Below are 21,910 nucleotides of genomic sequence, written 5' to 3'. Positions count from 1 at the left end.
TTGCTCGGATCGGCTGACTCAATTGATCGCAGCACGATCGGGGCAAAGGGTGCCGCCTTCTGGTAGTTCGGATTTTCATAAGTAGACTTCCGAGTGCCAGGAGGTGCCGCAATCCAACCTCGACGCTCAGCAACTAGCTGCACATAGGGCTTGGAAGTAGCCCAGGTCACAAACTTCTGAGCCGCATCAGGAGATTTGGTTGTAGAAGGAATTGCCAACGACCAGGCCCACAACCAGTTTGAGCCATTTGGATAGCTGGCGATCGGGGCCCGTGCAAAGCCAACTGTATTCGCTACTTGCGATTCTTTGGGGTTTGATAACTTTCCGGCTGCCACTGTTGCATCAACCCACATCCCACACTTACCTGTCGAGAAGAGAGCTAAGTTTTCGTTAAATCCGTTAGAGCTTGCACCTGGCGGCCCATATTGAGTGAGCAGATCAACATAGTAGTTCAGCGCAGTTTTCCAATTTGGACTGTCGATCGTTGGTTTCCAGTTAATATCAAACCACTGTCCACCAAACGTATTAACTAATGTGGTGAAGAATCCCATGTTCTCGCCCCAGCCCGGTTTCCCGCGCAAACAGACCCCATATACTCCATTGTTTGGATCGTGAACTTTGCCTGCCCATTCTCTGACTTGAGCGTAAGTGGGTTGTTCAGGAACGGTAATTCCCGCTTTTTGAAACAGATCCTTGCGGTAATACAACATCGAACTCTCAGCATAGAAAGGCAGTGCATAGAGTTTGCCGTCACTAGAAAGCGCTTGCTTTACCGGAGGAAGAAGATCATTCACATCATAGTCAGCAGGGAGATTGTCCAGGGGTTTGAGCCAGCCTTGTTTTGCCCAAATTGGCGCTTCATAGGTGCCGATCGTCATCACGTCAAATTGTCCACCTTTGTTGGCGATGTCGTTGGTAACGCGCTGACGCAATACGTTTTCTTCGAGGACTACCCATTTAAGCTGTGTATCAGGATTGGCGTTTTCAAACTCTTTTGAAAGCTCCTGCATGATCACCATGTCGTTGTTATTAACGGTGGCGATCGTGACGGTGCTTTTTCGATTAGCTTGTGACCCGCCTCCCCCCGAACAGGCATGAAGCTGAACTAGCAAAACACCCACAAAAAACATTGCCAACAATTTGGCGAAGCGGAATTGCCGCGTCACAATCATATGTCTCCTATGTAATAAAAACTGAATTACAAGTTTTATTTTTTGCTCAACTACTGAACAATTGCTCAATAATAGAATCATAGCCAGATTTAGTTGCCAGATGAGAAGTCAGAAAGCAATTGAAACATATGTTTATAAGTTGAAAAAAGGAACTCAAAGATGACGACTGCAACCTACAATTTCTCTAATAAAACAATCTTGATCACTGGGGGCGCTGGAGACATTGGACGAGCAACTGCCCATCGGTTTGCTGCCAATCAAGCAAACATCGTCCTACTTGATCTCAATGCGACAAAAATGGCAGAAGTCGCCACCGAACTAAAACACTACAACACCAAAATCACAACCCTGACCTGCAATGTCACTGACCCAGACAATGTTCGTCAGGCGTTTGCGGCAGCGATAGAACAGTTTGGACAACTAGACTATGTGTTCAACAATGCAGGCTATCAGGGCGTGTTTGCCAAGACCGATGAGTATCCCGATGCTGACTTTCAAAAGGTGGTTGACATTAACATCATTGGGGTCTACTACGTGCTCAAAACTGCGGCACAGTGCTTGAAAGAAACGGGTGGAGGAGCGATCGTTAATACTGCAAGCTATGCCGGAGTGGTTGGCCCGCCCAACATGCTGGCTTATGGAGCTTCAAAGTTTGCTGTGATCGGCATGACGCAAACAGCCGCCAAAGATCTTGCGCCTCATCACATTCGCGTCAATGCCATCTCACCTGCGCTGATTGGCCCTGGCTATATGTGGACTCGCCAAACAGAGTTGCAGGCGGCTACCAATTCGCAGTACTTTGATCCTGACCCCAAAGTGGTAGAACAGCAGATGATTGCCTCTATACCAATGCGCCGACTAGGAAGCCTGGAAGAAGTCGCCAATGGCGTTGCCTTTTTGATGAGTCAGGAGGCTAGTTATATCACAGGCTTTAATCTGGAGATCACAGGGGGAATATCGTAAGTTTGCTCAAACGCCTTCACAGTTGAGCTAATTGAATCTTTGAGCAATAAATCAGTCTTTGGGCGTATATTTAACAAAGAACAAGGTAGTTCCTGTTGATAGAGCCTCACTTTGGAAAATGTTGTTGGAAGGTGAACAATGCGAGAGTCGTCCGATCGCTACGATCGTAAGTTAGATCTTGCGGCTCATGCTGCCTGGCTCTACTACATTGGGGAAAACACCCAGGAACAGATCGCTACCAAGCTAAATGTTTCTCGACAGATGGCGCAGCGATTAGTTGCCCTGGCCGTTAGCGAAAAACTCATCAAGTTTCGGCTTGATCATCCGTTAAGTGAGTGTATTGCGCTGGCGGAGGCGATTCGAGATCAGTTTGGGCTGTTGGTGTGTGAAGTTGTTCCTAATGATGGGGCGATCGACACCTTCAACGGGATTGCGGTCTGTGCGGCGACTCATTTAGAAGCTTATCTAGTGGCCAAAACACCAACGATTCTGGCTTTCTCAACGGGGCGGACGCTGCGATCGATGGTTGAGCAAATTCCCCCGATGAACCAGCCTCAGCATAAGATTGTCTCGATTTTGGGCAATATGTCCCATGCGGGGCGGGCGGGCCGTCATGAGGTGGTGATTCACTTATCCGATCGGGTGGGTTCTCAGGCTTACCCTGTTCCGACTCCAGTTGTGGCGACCAACCTAAAAGAGCGAGATCTGTTACAAACGCAGCACTCATTTCTCACGGTAAAGCGATTAGCCGAACAAGCAAAAGCAACCTTTGTCGGGGTGGGTCAGATTGTCTGGAATGCGCCGCTTCATCAAGATGGATTTATCAATGATGCAGAAGTCACCGAACTGATTGAATTGGGCGCAGTCGGAGAAATCGCGGGCTGGGCCTACGATCGCAACGGAACTCTAATCTGCGGTGGCACCAATAGTCGAGTGGCTGGAGTTCCTTTAGAACAACCGACTCAACGGCTGGTAATTGGGGTTGCGGGAGGCGCAAAAAAGTCTGAGTCGATTCTCGCGGCTCTCCACGGCAAGCTTATTAGTGGATTAATTACTGACGATAGTGCAGCACAAGCCATTCTTGCGAGTTCTTAAATTTGGCATTGCGGAATCTGAATATCGCAATTCTAAATGAGTCATGAACGGATTTTTGTCGCTCCGTTCCAGTCCGCTTCAGCCCCCTAAATCCCCCAGTCTGGGGGACTTTGAAACTGGGGAATGTCTCTTGAAATCTAGGAAGTCTCTCGGCTCAAAGTTCCCAAAGTTGGGGGATTTAGGGGGCACGATCAATGCTGTATTTCACGAGTGACTTGGGATTGCTATCGCAATTCTAAATCTGTTGTAAGAATCTTCAAATAGCGGGTTGCTAGTCATTAGTTCTTAGCCATTGGTTTATACCTAACCACTAATCACGAATCGCCGAATTCTCACAACTCAAACAGCATAGTCATACGATCGTTGAGTTTGAAAGCCCCCAGCATTAGGGAATTGGGTAGCGAGTTTGTACTATTGTTGAGCAACCCCAAAAATCGCGCTCAAACCTGCAAACCGTAATTGCTCAGTGTGGCTGCCCAATTTGTGGTAGATCAAACTATGACTCTCAATTCTGATTTGTGTTTATGAAATCAAATTTTGCTCGAACCTGGGTTTTGTTGGTTTTTACGATTTTATTGTCAGCTTGTAGTACAGCTTCGACGAGCAATTCTGGGAGCAATTCGGGCGGCAATTCTAGCGGAATCCCGATCGGAGTTGCTGTCGCTCAAACCAGTAATGTCGCCCTGTTGGGGCAAGAACAAGTGGCGGGAGCAAAAATTGCTGAGAAGTACTTCAACGATAAAGGCGGCGTGAATGGCACCCCGATTCGGCTGGTGTTTCAGGATACGGCGGGGGACGAAGCGGGCGCTATCAATGCGTTTCAGACGCTGTTGACAAGAGATAAAGTGGTCGCAATTGTCGGCCCTACGCTGTCTCAACAGGCCTTTAGTGCTGATCCGATCGCCGATCGAGCCAAGGTTCCGGTTTTGGGGCCATCGAATACGGCAAAGGGCATTCCACAGATTGGGGAGTTTGTCGCACGGGTGTCGGCTCCGGTGTCGATCGTGGCACCCAATTCGGTCAGAGCGGCTCTAAAAATCAATCCGCAGATCAAACGAGTGGCGGTATTTTATGCTCAAAATGATGCGTTTAGTAAGTCAGAAACTGAGATCTTTCAGCAGACGGTCAAAGACCAAAAGTTAGAGTTGGTCACGGTGCAAAAGTTTCAGACGGCGGACACCGATTTTCAGTCTCAAGCCACTGCGGGCATCAACGCAAAGCCTGACCTGGTGATCGTTTCTGGACTAGCAGCCGACGGTGGTAATCTGGTGCGTCAACTGCGAGAATTGGGCTACAAAGGTCTGATTATCGGCGGCAATGGTCTTAACACATCGAATATCTTGCCCGTCTGTAAGGCGCTCTGTGACGGCATTTTGATTGCCCAGGCTTATAGTCCAGAGCATCCCGGTGAGGTGAATAAAGCCTTTCGATCGGCGTATCAGGCCCAGTTTAAAAAAGAACCGCCCCAGTTTAGCGCTCAAGCCTTTACTGCAATTCAGGTCTATGTGGAGGCCTTGAAAACGATCGACGCTCAAACCAAAGTTTCTCAAAAGGCGCTTCCTGATCTGCGGGTCGCTCTCAACCAAACGCTGCTCAAAGGACAGTACGAAACGCCGATCGGAGCCATTTCTTTTACGCCAGAAGGAGACATTGTGCAAAAAGAGTTCTACGTTGCTCAAATTAAGATGGATGCTGATGGCAACAACGGCAAGTTTGCATTTTTGAAGTAGCCCTTTCTGGCTGGCAAACTTTAATCCCCGTCGCTACGCTGCCGTTGCGGGTAGATTCGGCGATAATGCCTCGCGGAAATTCTATGAAATGATCAGGGATTTGTCAGCCTAAGCGATCGCACTTCAAACCGCAACGTTTCTATCTCAAACTGGAACGATCGTGTTCTGAACAAAAAAATTTTAGTTTTGAAGCAGATTGACGGACAAAATTCTTAACGTGAATTCGATGAAATCCCTCGCTGTGGCGATCACTCCAGGCAGCCCCCTAAATCCCCCACGAGTGAGGGACTTTGAATCAAAAATCTTGTCTGAAAGTCCGCCAAAATTGGCAGCTTGGGGGGCAGAAGCCGTAAACACCGAAGCGAAAAACTCTCATCGAATTCACGTTAAGGTGAGTTTAGCGAGGATGCTCCGCGAGGTTCTACGAAGCCAAAAGAGATTTGTCTGTCAATCAGGTTAGAGGACAACTGCAATTCGTGGAGGTTGCAATCCCTTAAAATTCTGAAGGACTAGCTCCTTCAATAGGCCACATCATGAAAGCGATCGCCATTCAAAATTCCTTTGGGTTAGACGCGCTGCAAGTTGTCGATCGACCCACTCCCCAACCTGCTCCTGACCAAGTGCTGCTGCGTCTCAAGGCTGCCTCGCTCAACTATCGCGATTTGATGGTAGTTCAGGGTCGCTACAATCCCAACCAGGCGTTGCCGTTGATTCCGCTGTCGGATGGAGTCGGTGAAGTGGTGGCGATCGGGGAGCAGGTGACTCAAGTCAAAGTCGGCGATCGGGTTGCCAGTACCTTTTTTCAGCAATGGCGATCGGGCGCTCCTACTAAGGCAGGGTTGCGATCGACGCTGGGAAGTCCTGGAGATGGGCTGTTAGCAGAATATGGAGTGCTGCCTCAAGCCGGAGTGATTGCGGTGCCTGATCATCTTTCAGATCTCGAAGCGGCAACGCTTCCTTGTGCGGCTGTGACGGCATGGAATGCTCTGATGAGAAGTGGTCTAAAGGCGGGAGATACGGTATTGCTGCAAGGGACGGGCGGCGTATCTATCTTTGCATTGCAGTTTGCCAAACTTGCGGGGGCACGAATTATTTTGACCTCTAGCAGCGACGAGAAGTTAGCTAAAGCGCGTCAACTGGGTGCCCATGAGGGAATCAACTACAAAACAACGCCCAACTGGGATGCAGAAGTGTATCGGCTGACAAATGGCGAAGGGGTCGATCATGTCGTCGAAGTTGGAGGAGCCGGCACGTTACCCAAATCGCTGCAAGCTGCCAAAATTGGAGGAAACCTTAGCGTGATCGGAGTGCTATCAGGAGCAGACTTAGGCACAAATTTGCGGCCGATTTTCACTAAAAGTATTCAAGTTAGAGGAATTTACGTTGGTTCGTGGGAGATGTTTGCAGAGATGAATCGAGCGATCGCGCTACACAAAATTCGTCCAGTTGTCGATCGGGTCTTTCCCTTTACCGAAGCTCGTGAAGCATTGCAGTATCTTGAAAGCGGCGCACACTTCGGCAAGATTTGCTTGCAATTTTAACGGGAATCCGATTTAGCTAGAAACAGTCTCCAAATTCCCGCCCGTAAGGAACTTTGAACCAGAACGCTCATTCTAAAGTCTGCCAAAATTGGGAAGTTGGGGGCAAAAGCGCCAAACAACAAAGCGAAAGAACTTGACCGAATGTACATCAGTTCTAGCAACACAAAGTTGATTTCTTAAAGAAGCCTGATGAAATCTTTTACTGCACGCTTTCCGATTCGTCGATCGTCGCCAACAAATTCCTAAACTTAATCCATCTAAAATCATCCATCAAGGTGAGGATGTAAATCTCTAGCGTTTCACTAGCGGTACGATTTCCATCCCAAAAGCTTGTTCAATTGGATTCGCTTTATTGACGTATCCCATAAGAATGAGATTCGCCTCGATATGATGTCTCGATCGGGTGATGTTTTGTTGTTTTGAACATTTTTACACTGAGCAGAAACAAAGACATCATTTTGTTGTTCGTCGTAGTGTCCCCTTAAAGGACAACTTGATAACCACATCTTCTTGAGTAAAAGTGATTCATTCCTGTTCTCTAAAGGTTCTTTGTAGCGTTTGATTTACTATTGTGCCAAAAGTCGTGTCAAAAGATACTCCCCTCCTGAATATCTCGTCAAAGCGCCCTTCTCACCAGGCGAAAGAGTTTCTCGATCGTTCACAAAATAGCCCTCATCTATCCATGCAAATACCTCGTCGTCACCATTCAAAGGTTTTAGCCTGTGGCGTTGCTCTGGGCTGGCTTGCTACAAACTTATTGGCTCAAGCTCAAGCCGCCGATCTGTCGATCGGAAATGGAGGCGTGCAATTTAATCGAGAAACCACGATCGAGTCCGACTTTGTAGAATCTCATGGGGCCTATCAGTCTACATTTGGCGTGATCAATCTGGAAACCAACGAGAAAACTCCGCTCTTGATCGAGGTCAAACCTGCCGACAGTCCCGCTCCGGTAGAGCGACCCTCGACTCGAGTTAACGACTTCAACACAGAGCGCGACTTTTTGGGCACAGCACAAGCAACCGTGATCAAACCGCTGGGCCGCTTCACCTTTCGACCCAACACTCGATACATGTTCTATCTAGAGTCGAGTTTTAACGGTCGCCCCACAGGGACGGTCTACTCAGAAGACACGATGAACCCCAACAAAGAGCGTCAGGTCACTTTTACGGGCAATCCGACTAATCTTTGTGCAGACGGTGGCATGATTCTCGCGTGGGATGATACCGGGTCAGCCCTTGTCAGAACGAGAGCGCAACAAGATCGTGACTTTGACGACTTTATTGTGCGGCTGCGAGATACAGCCTGTGGTGGAAGTGCGTTGCCGCCTCCGGTTCCATCTGCCGAAACGCCTCCCGGTGCAGGAATTCCGCCTGTGACAGGACAAGTGCCTCCAGCGGGGGGGACGACTCCTCCAATTACGGGCGGCGGTGCGCCTCCTTTTCCAGGAACGGCTGTCGGGTTAGGTCTGCTGGGTGTGGGGGCTGGGGTGGCGCTTTTGACGGGCGGTGACGACGACAACAACAATGACTCTAATCCTCCACAAACGATCGCTCCTCCCGGTCAACCACTGTTTCCGCCTCCGACGATCGGGCCTCCGACCACTCCCGAAGGCGAACCCATTCCTGAACCCTTGACGATTTTAGGATCTGGAACAGCGATCGGAATTGCTGCTCTAATGCAAAAAAGAAGAGCGCGCCAGCGTCAGAAGAAATCAAATAAATAGCTTCAGTCGATCGTGAATTGACATTGTTTCGCCGATCGCCGAACTTTGGCTCCCTTCAAAGTCCCCTACTCGTGGGGGATTTAGGGGGCAGAAGCCGACTGAAACGGAGCAACCAATGTCTCTTGTCTAACGTCTTCAGTCTCTCAAACTGCCGCGCCATAAGGGATACCAATTATCCCAGGCCGCCTCTAATTGCTCAGGTGACGCTGTAGAAGGAATCGATAACGTTGCCCAGAGACACTGCCGATCGCGCAAAGCAGCCTGACCCAGTAACCAGGGAAGCGATCGCTTGGATAAAACTTCAACCCGATTTTGATTTTGAATAAACTGGCGATCGCTCACCGTACTTTCACCATAAACGGGAATACAGGCACTCAGATGGGTGCGGTTTTGTCGGCTAAACAACGCATAAAAACCGTTGCGCTGACGAATCGTTAACAGCGGTTGGGTAGAGGTGAGAGAACTTTCTTCGATCGCAGACGGCGCATGGGTATAAGAGTTGACAAAATAGCGCATCTCAATGGTGAGGGGTACTCCATTTTGAGCATATTGATACGCACGACCTGCGATCGTTTGCTCGGTGACGGGTGAGGTCAAACCGGGACTTTGGGGATTGACAATCAAGGGATAGCTGGCGAGAAATTGCCAACCCGGAAGTGTGACTTTGGCGGGCAACGCGATCGTGGCAACCGTATCAACTTCTTGGGCAGGCGCTACGATCGTTTTTCCCAATACACACAAAGCGCTGGTCAACGTGGCCGCCAGCAGTCCAATTCTAAATTTCTTCTGCATCCGCCTCGATTTCCCACTCTGTCTCAAACGGTAAAAAATAACAAAAAACTCCCAGTAATATGACCGCGATGATTGAGAAGATCTGCGACCCTGCACCAATATGCCAATAGTCAAAGGCAGGGCGATTAGAATTTGCAAATAATACTGCCATGATTGCGACTCGAATACCGTTTACCACGAATCCAATCAATACAGCAATTAATGGAATCAACAGCTTTGAAATCAGACGACTGGGAAATACAACCAAAAACAGGAACGTCAGCGTTAATAGCTGCAAAATTAACTGAGAACCCGAACAGCCTTCATAAACTTCTACAACACCCGTCGGCAGCACAATATTAACTCCCTGCTGCATGACCGGATAGCCCAAATACCAGAGAACGCTAGTCGCAAACTCGGCCGTCAAAGGAGAAAGGTCGATCGTAGACAACAAACTCGTCGATGGAATCGCAACAAACCCCAAAATCAACAACTCTCGCCAATACTGTCTAACGCCAAACCCAGAAGCCAACAACGCTAACCCCAACGCTGAAACAAACGGCGAGAAACGCAAAAAGGCATCATATTCCACCACAGCAGCACTTCTGATCAACACCCAGACGATCAGCAAAAGTCCCACACTGGTCGCCGCTGTTCCACTTTCCAATCTCAAACTAGAACGGTTACGCCACACCAAAAACCACACCGCCACCCAGCACAAAAAACTCGGCTCGATTAGCTCTTTGTGACCACTGCGCCACGCAAGCTGTAACTGAAGGACGGTCAGAGTGGCCGCGATTCCAAGTAGCCAAAATTTAGCGTTTTTGAGCAGATTCACGATCGTCCTCAAACTCACAGGATCTAACCCTATGAAGTTTTTTAAGGTTTGTCGTATTTCTGAAGAGAGATTATTTGGGAGAGATTATTTAGGTAGAAACTCAGCGGCAAGCAGATGGTTTTGAATTGCGAAGACGGCGGCCTGGTTGCGATCGCGGACATCTAACTTATGCAAAATCGCGTGGACGTGAACCCGCACCGTGCCAGGTGAGATAACCAAAATTTCAGCAATCTCTTGATTTGATTTCCCAACTGCGACGAATCCGAGGATTTCTTGCTCTCGCCGGGTCAGAGGATTGCTCGCAACGGTCGGTATTGTGTAGCCCGCATCCTGTTGAAAGACGGCTTGAATCTCGGTTGTGGCCGTCTGATCCCACCACGAAGCGCCTGCGGCTACCGATCGCACTGCCAAAATCAATTTCTCAGCGGCGAGTCCCTTTAAGCAGTAGCCATGTGCGCCAGCCGTAATCAATCGAGCGATCAAATCCTTTTCGGAGCGAGACGTTAGCACCAAAATTGGCAATTGAGGCTGCTGCTGTTTGATTTGACGACAGGCTTCGATGCCGCCGATTCCTGGCAAGCCGACATCTAATAATACAAGGTCAATCTTTTGCGATCGGGTCAACTCAACCGCCGTCTCTCCATCTTCTGCCTCGGCGACAATCTCCAATCCATTCTCTTGTTGTAGCCGCATTCGTAACCCCAGACGAAACAACTCATCATCCTCAGCCAGCAAAATTTGCACCATAACCCAAGCAACAAGACGGTTAGCAACGATCGAGTAGCCCACCCAGCTATCTCGACTTGCCCAATCATCTCACGACTCATTTAAGACAGCTATAGCGTGAATGTAAGTTCCTTTGAAAGCGTCTTAACCTGCGAAGGTAAGTTTTGTTCTGTTAGCCGCGTTGCCGAAAGCACTTGCGAAGCTAACTGTATTCGCCAGTCCCTTTTAATTCACACCCATCATTCACACCTATAATACAATTCATCCTCTACACACTCCAGTCTCATGACAGACGCTTATTCTCAACCGAGTCGCGAATGGTGGGCCCAGCGCTGGATTGATGTACTCGAATCCTTTGGGTGGACTCGTCGATTAGCTCGCGCCCGCACCTACGCCAGAGAAGGAAACGTTTTGGGGATTGACTTCCAAGGCGCAAAAGTGTCTGCCAACGTGCAGGGGACGGCCCCAGAACCCTACAAAGTTTCTCTCTCTCTCGACCCGTTTAGCGATGAACAATGGAGCTATGTGGTTGAGTCGATGGCAGAACGGGCAATCTTCTCGGCAAAGCTGCTGGCTGGAGAAATGCCCCAAAATATTGAAGAAGTCTTCACTGCAAATGGGCTGAGTTTGTTTCCATTTAATAAATTTGATATTCATAGTCGCTGTTCTTGCCCTGATCCTGCCAATCCCTGTAAGCATATTGGAGCCGTTTACTACCTGCTGGGCGATCGCTTTAGTGAAGATCCGTTTGTTCTGTTTCAGCTACGCGGCCGCACCAAAGAGCAAATTATCGAAGCCTTGCGTCAAATTCGCGGCATGGGGAGTGATCCCATTGTGATCGAGCCGTCAGACACACCAACCCTTCGAGCAGCGACCCCTCTGAACCTTGATCGCTTTTGGCAATACCACGAACAACTCGAACCTTCTCTGATCGTGATTACGCCGCCGCCCACCAGCGAGACGGTGTTGACCGTTTTGGGAACAATTCCCCTCAAGTCTGATCCGCCTAATCAAGCTTCGACTAAAGCTGCAATGGAGTACCTCACGACGGTTTATGAGACGGTCAGCCAAAAAGCGGTGCAAATTGCCATGACGACAGACGACGAGGAATAGAATCTTGAGAGAATTCTGCCCACCACCTTTGTTAGAGAGGTAGCGCCTCTGCCGCGATGACCAAGGGCTTTAATAAAAAAGGCAAGCTTGCTCAGAATTGGCTGAATTGACAGCAACCCTGACGAAACCTGCCCTCACAAAATTTTGTGTCTGATATTAGTCGTCTAAACTTAATCTAAGATTTAGGAGTCCGTTTGGCTCTGGTTTTTCCTCCTGTGGCGGGCTTCTTCTGAACGATCGACAAATAGCGCTTCAGCGTTGAGGCGCTAATGGAAATTCCACTGTCATTAAGAATTTTGGTAAGTTCTTCATAACTGTAGCCTTTGTTCAGAGAGGCTCGTAGGGAGTCTTGCAGTTCCTCGATCGCATCACGTAGAGGAACCTCCGTTTTTTCGCGCTCTGGCAAATCGGCTAACAGTGCGCCAACTTGATCGATTTCTGTTGTTTCAACTTTAATCGCTGCGTTCGATCTTCTACTTTTTGCGACCACCATAATTTGACTGACTGATGTGACATAACAGTTTCATTCTAATCAATGAATCATGTTTTATCCGTTTAAAAGCTGGTTAACTTACTAATTCTGTTTTTGTCGCTGCCCGTATCCATCTTTGTTGTCAAGGTTAGTAAAAAATCATTGCTCTGTCATGATCAATCGGGAACAGTTTGCATCTCCAGACAGACGTATTTCAGCTTGTGAGATTACAACAATGACACTATAGTTCAGATTCGTATAGGGAAAGCGTGACTATGACGATCGGCGTTTGGGTTTTGGGGGATCAGCTTTGGGCAGGGCAGTCGGCGCTAAAAAGCTGCGATCGTCCAGAGCGGGTAATTTTCATTGAATCGCTCAACCACGGTCAAGAATTGCCTTATCATTTGCAAAAATTGGTGTTGGTCTGGTCAGCAATGCGCCATTTTGCTCAAGAACTGCGCGAAACAGGTTGGGATGTCACCTACAAAACCTCTGTAGACTTCAAAACGCCGCTTTTAGCCTGGATCGAGCAGCATCAGATTACAGAATTGCGGGTGATGACTCCTACCGATCGCCCGTTCGCCAATCTCATTCAACAGCTTGGTCTGCCCTGTGAAGTGACGCTGACCCCCAGCAATCGATTTATCTGGCAAGATCAGGACTTTCTCGATTGGGCAAAATCGCGCAAACGGCTAATTATGGAGGATTTTTATCGCGAGGGACGGCGCAGATTCAACGTATTGATGGAGGGGGATCAGCCGATCGGCGGTCGATGGAACTTTGACAAAGAAAACCGCAAGCCACCCAAAGGAAAACTCAATTTACCCGAAGCGATTTGGTTTGAGCCAGATGCCATCACGCAAGAAGTGATCGATTGGGTTAAGCAGTCTCCCCAGCTAAAAGAAAGTCAAAAATACTGGTCGATCGAGCCGTTTCGCTGGGGCGTGACTCGCAAACAGGCATTACAAGTGTTGGAGTTTTTTATTCAAACTCGCTTGTCGGCTTTTGGCCCTTATCAAGATGCAATGGTCACAGGAGAACAGACCATGTGGCACGCGATGCTGTCTCCTTATTTAAACATTGGATTGCTGCATCCTCTAGAAGTTTTGGAAGCCGCAGAAAAAGCATTTTATCAAAATCAAGATGTCTGGGAATTGAACAGCATCGAAGGATTTGTGAGACAAATTCTAGGCTGGCGAGAATACATGCATGGCATCTATCTGCACATGGGAGAAGATTACCCAAGCCGCAATTTCTTTAATCACAATCAGCCGTTACCTGCCTTTTATTGGACGGGTGAAACGAAGATGAATTGTCTCCATCAAGTCATCAATCAAGTCAAAGAAATTGGCTACGCTCATCATATTCAGCGATTAATGATATTAAGCAACTTTGCCATGATTGCCGGGATTTCACCTCAAGAAGTGCAGGATTGGTTTCACACTGCTTTTATCGATGGCTACGATTGGGTCATGCAGACCAATGTAATCGGAATGGGCCAGTTTGCCGATGGGGGAATGATGGCCTCTAAGCCTTACGCTGCTTCTGCAAACTACATTAATAATATGAGCGACTACTGTAAAAAATGCAGCTACGATCGCCGCGATCGCATCGGAGAAAATGCTTGCCCCTTCAACTTCTTTTACTGGGATTTTCTCGATCGTCACCACGACAAACTCAAACACAATAACCGTATGGGTCAAATTCTTTTTAATCTGACCAAGCTGTCTGATGAAGAACGAGAATTAATTCGTCAAAAAGCCGACCAATGGCGTAGAGAGCATCAACAAACTGAATATCGTCTGCCTTCCACACCTTAAGAGATGAATCTTGATCACCTGCGACATCGCTATCTACAATTAACCAATCAAACGCTTCCAGAACTCGCCAAAACTCGACAATTTCCCGTAAAGTTTAACCATTGTTTTCAGCGCATTGTGTTAGATAATCTGCTGGGTTGCTGTTGGTATGACGTTCTTAAGCAAGGTAAAGAGCCAGCCTACAAACAACTCACTCAAAAACAGTTGGAAGGAGCGATCGCTCTCGCTGAATCAATCATTTCTCAACCCGACGAATACCTTCAACAACTCAATCAAAACAGCTTAAAATGGCGAGGCAAAATTAAAAACCCCAAGTCATCACCACAAGACTCAGGGTTTAGCTAGACGCATTTTAGAAAGAGGAGATATCAAGAACGCCACCCGGACGCGCTTTGTATATTTATAAGTTAGCAATTACAAATCTTAGAGTCCTGTTCTGAGGAGTGAATTCCTGATAAGTCTGTCGATAGAGAACAATATTAGTTAAGTCTCTCTCAATGTAGACAGCTTATTGTTTTGCTGGCAGTTGTGGCTCTGAAACACGATCGCTCAACACTTTCAATTCATCATTGAGCTGTCGCTGACGTTGGATCAATGCCTCAAAATCTGCTCTCGTCGCCAAGCCTTCTCGATTGATTTGAATCAAACGATCGACGTGATCGAGACAAGCATTCATTCCAGCAGCAAACTCATTCCGAGTCAGGGGACGATCGCCCCGATAAGTGCTATCCGGGTAGCCGCTCAGACAGCCTGATTCGGGTTTGGGCAAGTTTTGTGCAGAGGCTCCCAACGGATTGAAAAGGGTGACGATCGCCACCAAAATCGAGCCATGCAGTAGATTCTTCATCTCAAATTCCTCCACCTGTTTTGCCATCTTGTTTGCCATTGTATCGAGGGATTTGAGCGATCGTCGTCTACTCCAGATGCAAATATCGAGTCATCACGCTCATCAGCTTGCCACTATTGATTTCAGGCTCCGGGTTGCTCCACTCATGAATCTGAGCAAACTCGTGAGCATACAGCGCGTGAATCACATTGGTAATGCCCCGACGAGACCCCACAATGATAATTCTCACCGTCTCCCGATCGCGCTGACGAATGGGGGCAGGAATGCGATCGTCAATAAATTCTTCAGCCATATGATTCACCTAATTTGAATGTCGCCAAAACTGTGACACCCATCATCATAGCTTAGTGTCGTCAAAAGTGTGACATTTACGAAGTGATTATTCTCTGACACGATCAGGCGCATGGGGAGGGCAAGTCAAGCGCTAAAACAAGTCTTAGAACGGTACGAAATTACCCAAAACAAGTTAGCCGTAGCGATGGGAATTAGTCGGGCTAATGTGGGTCGTTGGTTTCATGGACTCGATCCAAGTGCTGAAAATATCGTCGCTATCACACAAGCGCTTAAAGCGATCGACCTCAATGCTGCAAAAGAATTCGTCAGACTTTACTTAGGCGAAATTGTGGAAGATGAAGAAGCGTGATTGTTGTGAAGCGAGGGCGATTGCTTCTCACCTCCAAAGCATTTGACTTAACGGGACGATCGCTCAAGTTCACATGGTTGTACTGACCATTCAGAAAGCACAAACTCTCCCTTAAGTAACGAGGCTGTTTTGCTGGTGAGCGGGGTAATAATAATGTCTTGAGAAATATGTGGCGCACTCACCACAACCGCGGGTCTAACCTTTGAACTCGATAAGTCGGAAAAGGGATATTGAACCAAGATGACATCATTTTTGGAGTAACTGGGCATAGACCTCATCCTCAGCATTATCCCAAACTGCATCTAGTGAAGCTTGGCTTGATCGCATCCAAAAATCCGCTTCATCATCTGGGAGCAGAGTAACTAGTAACCTGGTGCCTTCTGGTAGCTCCGTCAAATCCAACAGTTCAATCTTTCCTTCGCGAACGGTAGCCCAAGGTGTTTTTAGCATGTCGCCTCTATCGATGAATTGTGTTTTGATCTTACGCCGTGACACCGAATTTTGCAGAATCATCCGATCTACCACACCCGATGATGGCTTAAGCGATCGCTTCCCAGCTTTGTTGTCACACTGCTTAAAGCGATCACTCCTCTGTAATCTCATTGCTGAATGTTTCGATGTGGTGATCTCTGATCTTATTCGGAAAACAGTTTTGAGATCGGGTTTGTGGAAGAGGAGCGATCAGAGGGTGTTGAGCGGTTCCGTCTAATCAAATTTCGTAGGTCATGATAGACCAGCTTAATGGCTGGGAATTGTAAACACGTTGACTAGCCTAACTTTTCTAGAGAAAGTTTAGTCGATTGTCTCAAGTAAATGCAGAAGTCTCGGAACCAGAAACAATGGCATGGTCAGCAGGGAAAAAGTTGCAGAGTGGTAGATACACTATTGAGCGAAAGCTTGGTGAGGGTGGCTTTGGAGTGACCTACCTTGCTAAAAGCCAAAGTGGAAAGCGGGTTGTTGTGAAAACCGTGAATGAGCAGGTACAGAATCAGCCTGACTTCGCAAAGTTTCAGCAAGATTTCTTGAATGAAGCACTACGGCTCGCCGGATGTAGCCATCAACATATTGTGCGGGTGGATGAAATTATACAAGAGGAAAGGCTGTGGTGCATGGTAATGGAATACATTGAGGGGGAAGATTTGGCAACGCGACTGAAGAAGAGAGGTGCTTTGTCTGAGCCTGAAGCACTTAATTACATTCAGCAAATTGGTGAGGCGCTAACAGTAGTTCACAATCAAGGTTTGCTACACCGAGATGTAAAGCCACAAAACATCATGGTGCGCTCTGGAAAATTTGAAGCAGTTTTGATTGACTTTGGCATCGCTCGTGAATTTACTCCAGACGTAACTCAGATTCACACAACATTTTTGACAGATTATTTTGCACCGCTCGAGCAGTACGAGGAGGAAGCAAAACGAGGAGCATACACAGATATCTATGCTTTAGCTGCAACACTCTATACCCTACTAACCAATCAAATACCTGCTTCTGCTATTGCTAGGGAGCGCAGTGTGCTGAAGCAAAATACCGATCTCCTAGAATCTCCTAAGCGGATTAGGGCAACTATCAGTGTTGAGACCGATCAAGCAATTCTTAATGGAATGCTGTTAAAGGCGGAGGATCGTCCACAGACTTTGCAAGAGTGGTTGAAGCTGCTTCCAAATGAATTTAAGAACGCTAGAGATTATTATAGATGTGGGCTAGAAGAAGGTAAGAGAGGGCGATATACAGAGGCGATTGAACACTTTAATAATGCGATTTGTATAAACCCAGAGTATGCTGAAGCATATAAATATAGAGGTATCGCCAGATCCAAGACTGGAAGTTATTCTGAAGCACTTGAAGACTTTATCAAGGCATCCGAGCTATATGGAAAACAAGGTGAAGTAGATGACAAAAACGCAGTATTAGAATTTATTCAAAGTCTGAACTTTAAAGGTTTTACAGATGAAGATTATTATAGATGCGGACTAGAAGAAGGTAAGAGAGGGCGATACACAGAGGCGATCGAACACTTTAATAATGCGATTTGTATAAATCCTAATTATGCCAAGGCATATAGGCACAGAGGCATTGCTAAGTCGAGGACTGGAAATTATTCTGAAGCGCTTGAAGACTTTCTTAGGGCAGCTAAACTATACGGTGATCAAGGCGAGGTTAATGACCAAAATGAAGTGTTAGAGCGTATTCAAAATTTGAATTTCATTCAGAGTTTTGCAGGTTCTACGAATACTTCTGAAGCCTCATCAATGAGCGAAATAAATTACCTGGAGCTAGAAAATTTACTAGCAGTTGGAAATTGGGGAGAAGCAGACAAGAAGACTTTATCTATTATGCTGAAGATTGCTGGTAGAGACTATTGGCTCAGGCGTAAGGACATAGAGATGTTTCCCTCCCAAGATTTACTTGTTATTGATCACCTTTGGATTAAATATAGTGATGGGCGATTTGGTTTCAGTGTACAGAAGCGGATTTGGCAGAAGGTTGGAGGTCATCTAGATGCTGACTATTGTATCAGAGAAAAATTTGATACTCGTGTTGGGTGGTCTACGGATGATCTTGTAGAGTACACTTTTCCTCCTCGATTTGAGACCTTAACTCTAGAAAAAGCACTTCCTGGGCAACTTCCTTTCCTAGTGACTAGAGGAGGCGATATCGCTAGAGATTGGTTTTTAAAGTACCTTCTGTTACATCCTGCGTTGAAGTCCTCAAACAAAAAACCTTTAATTCAGATACCGAAGTTTAATTTCTTCAAATAATTAGCTGACTACTGTTAACGTGAATTCGATGAGAGGTTTTTCGCTTCGTTGTTCACGGCTTCTGCCCCCAATTTTGGGTGACTTTAAGAGAGGAATTCTGGTTTAAAGCCCCTCACTCGTGGGGGATCTAGGGGGCGTTCCTAGATCTAAAAGCGAAGCGAAGCATTCATCTAACTGACGTTACTGTTAGCTAACTCGTCATTTAACTAGTAGCATGAACTTCAACAAAAAGCCCCCCGATCGCTCAATACGATCGAGGGGCCTTTTAATCAATCAACAAACGTTCTAGCTGCGACCCGTCAGATATGAGGGCGACAGATCAGACCACGACTGTTTCACCAGATCAGCCTCAGCCTGGACGCTCCCCAAATAGTTACCCGCAGGCAGCGAAGGGAAACGCTTGTAAGGCACCACATCTTCACCAAAGTAACGAGCATACTCCGCACTATCGACCATCGCCTCAACCGCAGCCTTGAGACCCTTATCAGCCAACAGCTTGTTGTATTGACGAATCTCAGCCTGAGTCGCCGGGGCACGACCTAACAGATGACGGAACAAGAACTCGATCGCCTTCGTATTCGGATACGGCGTGTAGAAGCGACGACGGTAAATCTCAGAACTCGCCAGCGTCTTGACAAACTCGCGCACCGAGATCTCGCTATTCCGCAGCTTACTTTCTAAGTCCGATCGCCGGAATTCGCGCGGCACCTGACCGCTAAACACATCCAGCACCTGACAGTAGATGGCGTTCATCACTAGTTCGATTTCGCCTTGACCCATGCCCAAATTCATTCGGAAGATGCGGGCAGGTTTGCGGCGAGACGTACCGACTCCCACTTCGACCGATTGACCGCTGCCGTTGGAGAACGATCGACCCAGTTCCATAAAGCGGGGCTTGCTCATATCCATCTGACGTGCTTGAGCGGCCATATCGGCGATCGCTTTGCCTGTCATTGGCATCTTGGCAGCATCCATGCGCGGCTTGAGGGTGGCAAAACTGGGAATTTCCACCTTCTTGTCTTGCTTGGTTAACTTGTTGTAAAGCGTTTGGCTGTTGGGGAAGTTAGCCGCCGGGAGCGTCAGGAAGCGATTGTAAGGAACGACATCCTCTCCAAAGGCTTCTCCATACTCAGCACTGCTCACCATCGCGTTGATAAAGCCTTTCAATCCTTGAGTCGCCAAGATCTGGTTGTACTTGCGGATTTCGGGCTGATCTAACGGCGCACGACCCAGGAAGTGCTTAGTTCCTAGCTCAATCACTTTGGTGTTGGGATAAGGCGTGTAGAACTCCTTGATGTAAAGGCTGGAAGTACCCAAGGCTTCAATGAATTCCTTGAGACTGATTTCACCGTTGCCGAGCTTGCTCTCCAAGACAGAAAACTCGTTTTTGACGATGTAGGGTGCAATATCCCGCTCAAAAATCTGGCGATAAGCAGCCCCTGTAATCACGTTCAAGTTTGACTTGTCGTTGAGGTTGGTGAGCTTAAAGACCTTGGTTTGCTCCCGCTTTTTGCTGACCCCTTGATTGATGCGGAACTGCACATCGGGTTCGGTACGCATATCTGTGACAGCGCCCAGTTCCACAAAGCGAGGCGTTTCTTCTTTGATGGGTTTTGCACCTGTATCGCCGATCGAGCCAACACGAGTCGATCGCAGTGACAACCCAGCCGGGGTCAAATAGCGCTCATAAGGAACGGTATCTTCGCCAAAGGTTTCGTTGTACTCAGGGCTATCTAGAATTGCATCAATCAGCGCATAGAAGCCTTTTTTGGAGCAAATGTCAAAGTACTTGTTGATCTCTTGACGACCATAAGTAGGACGACCCAACAGGCGACGGTGGATGTACTCAACCGACTTAGTAACGTAGAGACTCGTCCAGTACAAGCTGCGGAAGAGGTTCGATTTGGCCAGCCGACGAATAAACTCGCGCACTGGAATCTCGCCGTTTTCTAGCTTGATTTCGTCAACTTTGAGCCGCTGACCATCGTAAACCGCCCGTCCAAACACTTGCAGATAAGCCGCCCGAATCACTGCCTGAGTCGAGCTTTCTGAAAACTTAACGCTGATGCCTTTCGTCGGACTGCCCTTCTTGGCAAAGGTGCCTGTGTAGCTGGGCAATTGATCCAGCTTGAACACTTTGGGCCCCAAGGTACCGGGAGCCTCACCTCTGGCAGCAGGATTGCTGAGTTGATTATTGATACCCGCGCCACGATTGATCAAAATCCGCCGAGTGTCTTTGCCAAAAGGAGCCGGACGAGCGCTGGGATTGCGAGTTTCTTTGGGGAAGATAGCGCCAAACTGGATTTCTAGCGGATCGTTGCCAGAACCATAAACGTGCTGATCAGGCAGCGGTCTGTCGTAGGAGGCAAACGTCACCAAGAACTGAGGCACCTTGCGGAAGGGCGCACTGTAGTTAAACAGATCTTGTTGAGGGCCCCAGTTGCGGCATTCTTGCGCTTCTTGACCCAGACCCCGCAGATAAGGAACGGTTTCTTCGCCAAAGTAGTCGCTGTATTCTTTGGAGTCAACCAGCGCGTCTACCAACGCAGGCAAGCCACCTGTCGAGACGATCGAGAAGTATTTCTGCACTTCTTCCCGACTGCTCGGCCCCCGGCCCAGAATGTGACGGAATGCTAACTCCAGCGCCCGACTGTTGATAAAAGGATCGTAGAAGTTTTTGCGGTAGAGGGGAGACTTCGCCAAACGGCGCACAAACTCCTTCATGGAGATGTCGCCATTTTTGACCTTGGACTCTAGATCTGAGATAGAGAGTGAATAAGCGCGGGTGATGTCTCGCTCAAAAATCTGACGATAGGCCGCTTTAATTACATCGTTTTTCTCAGACGACCCCAACCCCGGCTTCATCGCATATTTGGGGCGACGCTCGGCAGCATTGGCGTAGATTTGAGGAAGCTGTAGACCTTGCTGATCGTTAGAAGAGCGCTGACGGAGCTTGGTCGAAGGGGTGGGCGCTTTGAATTCGCCAATCAGCACATCGAAGTATTGAGCGACGATTTCGGAAGCTTCGGCATCGTTGCGGAAGTAGTTGACCGAGGCGGCTTTCATCTCTTGCAGGGCGACGATCGTCGCTTCTCCAGAGCAAGCATTCTCGATGATTTCGCGCAAGCCTCGCACGTTGACCGAAATGATGTTGGGGTCGCCTGCGACGATCGCATAGGTGGTGTAGCGCAAAAACCAACTCAAGTCACGCAGCGATTTGGCCATATTGCTCGGGCCATATCGTGCAACGTTGATTGGTCGGAAGTTTGCCGGAATCGGGCCGCTACTCGGTGTCAAAAACAGGGCCCGTAGCCCGTCCAAAATACCGTTGCTGTTTCCACCCGCATAGGTTGCGGTTCCCAGCTTCATGTTTTCTGCGGTGTCCATGACGGTGCCAGCCAGGCTCATCACAGGCTCTTCGGCAGGCTTTTCTAAAAAGGCCATCGGAGAGCCACCTGTAAAGATGCGATTGGCGGCCCGAGACACTATCAGCTCTGAGCTACGGGTCAACAACTCGGCGATCTCCAAGCGTTTTGCTCCAGAGACAAAGTAGCGAGCCAATTCGTCTAGCTCACCTCGGCCCAAGAAGCGGTCTTGCTGCTCGGCTTGAGAAATTGTTGCGACTGGGACTGTTTGGTAAAGTTGCGGGCGTGCAACTGAGCTTCCACCACTTGCCTTAACACTCATCGGATACTAA

19 protein-coding genes are annotated in these 21,910 nt (G+C 48.1%); 10 read left to right on the top strand and 9 right to left on the bottom strand.

Annotated features, from left to right (window positions below; all coding sequences use genetic code 11):
• Window positions 1–1,166: ABC transporter substrate-binding protein (locus ACJ2PR_RS05795; protein ID WP_446876319.1), on the bottom strand; the 1,166-nt coding region annotated here is incomplete at its 3' end.
• A gap of 165 nt (window positions 1,167–1,331) precedes the next feature.
• Between ACJ2PR_RS05795 and ACJ2PR_RS05790 the strand changes: the two genes are divergently transcribed.
• The 5 genes from ACJ2PR_RS05790 to ACJ2PR_RS05770 all read left to right on the top strand — a co-directional run bounded on the left by ACJ2PR_RS05790 (window position 1,332) and on the right by ACJ2PR_RS05770 (window position 8,224).
• Window positions 1,332–2,135, top strand: a complete 804-nt coding sequence (locus tag ACJ2PR_RS05790; protein WP_446876317.1) for an SDR family NAD(P)-dependent oxidoreductase — start codon at window positions 1,332–1,334, stop codon at window positions 2,133–2,135.
• A 138-nt stretch (window positions 2,136–2,273) separates the two neighbouring features.
• Window positions 2,274–3,230: a sugar-binding transcriptional regulator gene (locus ACJ2PR_RS05785; RefSeq protein ID WP_446876316.1), complete on the top strand. Its 957-nt coding sequence runs from the start codon at window positions 2,274–2,276 to the stop codon at window positions 3,228–3,230.
• Window positions 3,231–3,754: 524 nt separating this feature from the next.
• A complete protein-coding gene (locus ACJ2PR_RS05780) occupies window positions 3,755–4,960 on the top strand; it encodes an ABC transporter substrate-binding protein (RefSeq protein WP_446876315.1) in 1,206 nt (401 codons plus the stop codon).
• Window positions 4,961–5,493: 533 nt separating this feature from the next.
• Complete coding sequence (locus tag ACJ2PR_RS05775) at window positions 5,494–6,501, top strand: zinc-dependent alcohol dehydrogenase family protein (protein ID WP_446876314.1); 1,008 nt, start codon at window positions 5,494–5,496, stop codon at window positions 6,499–6,501.
• A gap of 682 nt (window positions 6,502–7,183) precedes the next feature.
• Entirely contained in the window at window positions 7,184–8,224 is a 1,041-nt protein-coding gene (locus ACJ2PR_RS05770) for a PEP-CTERM sorting domain-containing protein (protein WP_446876313.1), read from the top strand.
• Window positions 8,225–8,359: 135 nt separating this feature from the next.
• On the opposite strand, the gene ACJ2PR_RS05765 is transcribed toward ACJ2PR_RS05770, so the two are convergent.
• The 3 genes from ACJ2PR_RS05765 to ACJ2PR_RS05755 all read right to left on the bottom strand — a co-directional run bounded on the left by ACJ2PR_RS05765 (window position 8,360) and on the right by ACJ2PR_RS05755 (window position 10,622).
• Entirely contained in the window at window positions 8,360–9,016 is a 657-nt protein-coding gene (locus ACJ2PR_RS05765) for a cyanoexosortase A system-associated protein (protein WP_446876312.1), read from the bottom strand.
• Window positions 9,000–9,833, bottom strand: a complete 834-nt coding sequence (crtA, locus tag ACJ2PR_RS05760) for a cyanoexosortase A (protein WP_446876311.1) — start codon at window positions 9,831–9,833, stop codon at window positions 9,000–9,002. The genes ACJ2PR_RS05765 and crtA overlap by 17 nt, the downstream gene beginning before the upstream one ends.
• A gap of 84 nt (window positions 9,834–9,917) precedes the next feature.
• Window positions 9,918–10,622, bottom strand: coding sequence for a response regulator transcription factor (locus ACJ2PR_RS05755; RefSeq protein ID WP_446876310.1), 705 nt, complete (start codon window positions 10,620–10,622; stop codon window positions 9,918–9,920).
• 222 nt (window positions 10,623–10,844) lie between these two features.
• Here ACJ2PR_RS05755 and ACJ2PR_RS05750 point away from each other — a divergent pair, with 222 nt between their 5' ends.
• Window positions 10,845–11,672, top strand: a complete 828-nt coding sequence (locus tag ACJ2PR_RS05750) for an SWIM zinc finger family protein (protein WP_446876309.1) — start codon at window positions 10,845–10,847, stop codon at window positions 11,670–11,672.
• Between the two features lie 175 nt (window positions 11,673–11,847).
• Here the strand turns inward: ACJ2PR_RS05750 and ACJ2PR_RS05745 are convergent, their stop codons facing one another.
• On the bottom strand, window positions 11,848–12,165 hold the full coding sequence (locus tag ACJ2PR_RS05745; protein ID WP_446860909.1) for a hypothetical protein: 318 nt from the start codon (window positions 12,163–12,165) through the stop codon (window positions 11,848–11,850).
• A gap of 254 nt (window positions 12,166–12,419) precedes the next feature.
• On the opposite strand from ACJ2PR_RS05745, the gene ACJ2PR_RS05740 reads away from it, so the two are divergent.
• Together ACJ2PR_RS05740 and ACJ2PR_RS05735 are read left to right on the top strand one after the other, a co-directional pair.
• Window positions 12,420–13,964, top strand: a complete 1,545-nt coding sequence (locus ACJ2PR_RS05740; RefSeq protein ID WP_446876308.1) for a cryptochrome/photolyase family protein — start codon at window positions 12,420–12,422, stop codon at window positions 13,962–13,964.
• Between the two features lie 3 nt (window positions 13,965–13,967).
• Window positions 13,968–14,309 carry a hypothetical protein gene (locus ACJ2PR_RS05735; protein ID WP_446876307.1) on the top strand — a complete coding sequence of 114 codons (342 nt, stop codon included), beginning with the start codon at window positions 13,968–13,970 and terminating at the stop codon, window positions 14,307–14,309.
• Between the two features lie 163 nt (window positions 14,310–14,472).
• Here the strand turns inward: ACJ2PR_RS05735 and ACJ2PR_RS05730 are convergent, their stop codons facing one another.
• Together ACJ2PR_RS05730 and ACJ2PR_RS05725 are read right to left on the bottom strand one after the other, a co-directional pair.
• Entirely contained in the window at window positions 14,473–14,850 is a 378-nt protein-coding gene (locus ACJ2PR_RS05730) for an S-layer homology domain-containing protein (RefSeq protein ID WP_446876306.1), read from the bottom strand.
• A 28-nt stretch (window positions 14,851–14,878) separates the two neighbouring features.
• Window positions 14,879–15,103 (bottom strand): hypothetical protein, encoded by a 225-nt coding sequence (locus ACJ2PR_RS05725; protein ID WP_446876305.1) that lies wholly within the window; start codon window positions 15,101–15,103, stop codon window positions 14,879–14,881.
• Between the two features lie 111 nt (window positions 15,104–15,214).
• Here ACJ2PR_RS05725 and ACJ2PR_RS05720 point away from each other — a divergent pair, with 111 nt between their 5' ends.
• Window positions 15,215–15,454 carry a helix-turn-helix domain-containing protein gene (locus ACJ2PR_RS05720; RefSeq protein ID WP_446876304.1) on the top strand — a complete coding sequence of 80 codons (240 nt, stop codon included), beginning with the start codon at window positions 15,215–15,217 and terminating at the stop codon, window positions 15,452–15,454.
• Between the two features lie 246 nt (window positions 15,455–15,700).
• Here ACJ2PR_RS05720 and ACJ2PR_RS05715 read toward each other — a convergent pair whose 3' ends face one another.
• Complete coding sequence (locus ACJ2PR_RS05715; protein WP_446876303.1) at window positions 15,701–16,057, bottom strand: hypothetical protein; 357 nt, start codon at window positions 16,055–16,057, stop codon at window positions 15,701–15,703.
• A 236-nt stretch (window positions 16,058–16,293) separates the two neighbouring features.
• Between ACJ2PR_RS05715 and ACJ2PR_RS05710 the strand changes: the two genes are divergently transcribed.
• A complete protein-coding gene (locus ACJ2PR_RS05710; protein ID WP_446876302.1) occupies window positions 16,294–18,213 on the top strand; it encodes a protein kinase domain-containing protein in 1,920 nt (639 codons plus the stop codon).
• Window positions 18,214–18,498: 285 nt separating this feature from the next.
• Here ACJ2PR_RS05710 and ACJ2PR_RS05705 read toward each other — a convergent pair whose 3' ends face one another.
• Complete coding sequence (locus tag ACJ2PR_RS05705) at window positions 18,499–21,900, bottom strand: phycobilisome rod-core linker polypeptide (RefSeq protein ID WP_446876301.1); 3,402 nt, start codon at window positions 21,898–21,900, stop codon at window positions 18,499–18,501.
• Window positions 21,901–21,910 lie beyond the last annotated feature (10 nt).

This window comes from Phormidesmis sp. 146-33 (assembly GCF_052939515.1).
The sequence above is the reverse complement of the archived record's forward strand: the minus strand, read 5'-3'. Positions and strand labels throughout refer to the sequence as shown.

Coding starts and splice junctions, on each gene's coding strand:
- ACJ2PR_RS05775 (WP_446876314.1), top strand. CDS start 5,494: ATGAAAGCGATCGCCATTCAAAATTCCTTTGGGTTAGACGCGCTGCAA.
- ACJ2PR_RS05745 (WP_446860909.1), bottom strand. CDS start 12,165: ATGGTGGTCGCAAAAAGTAGAAGATCGAACGCAGCGATTAAAGTTGAA.
- ACJ2PR_RS05730 (WP_446876306.1), bottom strand. CDS start 14,850: ATGGCAAACAAGATGGCAAAACAGGTGGAGGAATTTGAGATGAAGAAT.
- ACJ2PR_RS05725 (WP_446876305.1), bottom strand. CDS start 15,103: ATGGCTGAAGAATTTATTGACGATCGCATTCCTGCCCCCATTCGTCAG.
- ACJ2PR_RS05740 (WP_446876308.1), top strand. CDS start 12,420: ATGACGATCGGCGTTTGGGTTTTGGGGGATCAGCTTTGGGCAGGGCAG.
- ACJ2PR_RS05750 (WP_446876309.1), top strand. CDS start 10,845: ATGACAGACGCTTATTCTCAACCGAGTCGCGAATGGTGGGCCCAGCGC.
- ACJ2PR_RS05785 (WP_446876316.1), top strand. CDS start 2,274: ATGCGAGAGTCGTCCGATCGCTACGATCGTAAGTTAGATCTTGCGGCT.
- ACJ2PR_RS05710 (WP_446876302.1), top strand. CDS start 16,294: ATGGCATGGTCAGCAGGGAAAAAGTTGCAGAGTGGTAGATACACTATT.
- ACJ2PR_RS05705 (WP_446876301.1), bottom strand. CDS start 21,900: ATGAGTGTTAAGGCAAGTGGTGGAAGCTCAGTTGCACGCCCGCAACTT.
- ACJ2PR_RS05735 (WP_446876307.1), top strand. CDS start 13,968: ATGAATCTTGATCACCTGCGACATCGCTATCTACAATTAACCAATCAA.
- ACJ2PR_RS05770 (WP_446876313.1), top strand. CDS start 7,184: ATGCAAATACCTCGTCGTCACCATTCAAAGGTTTTAGCCTGTGGCGTT.
- ACJ2PR_RS05790 (WP_446876317.1), top strand. CDS start 1,332: ATGACGACTGCAACCTACAATTTCTCTAATAAAACAATCTTGATCACT.
- ACJ2PR_RS05765 (WP_446876312.1), bottom strand. CDS start 9,016: ATGCAGAAGAAATTTAGAATTGGACTGCTGGCGGCCACGTTGACCAGC.
- ACJ2PR_RS05720 (WP_446876304.1), top strand. CDS start 15,215: ATGGGGAGGGCAAGTCAAGCGCTAAAACAAGTCTTAGAACGGTACGAA.
- ACJ2PR_RS05715 (WP_446876303.1), bottom strand. CDS start 16,057: ATGAGATTACAGAGGAGTGATCGCTTTAAGCAGTGTGACAACAAAGCT.
- ACJ2PR_RS05780 (WP_446876315.1), top strand. CDS start 3,755: ATGAAATCAAATTTTGCTCGAACCTGGGTTTTGTTGGTTTTTACGATT.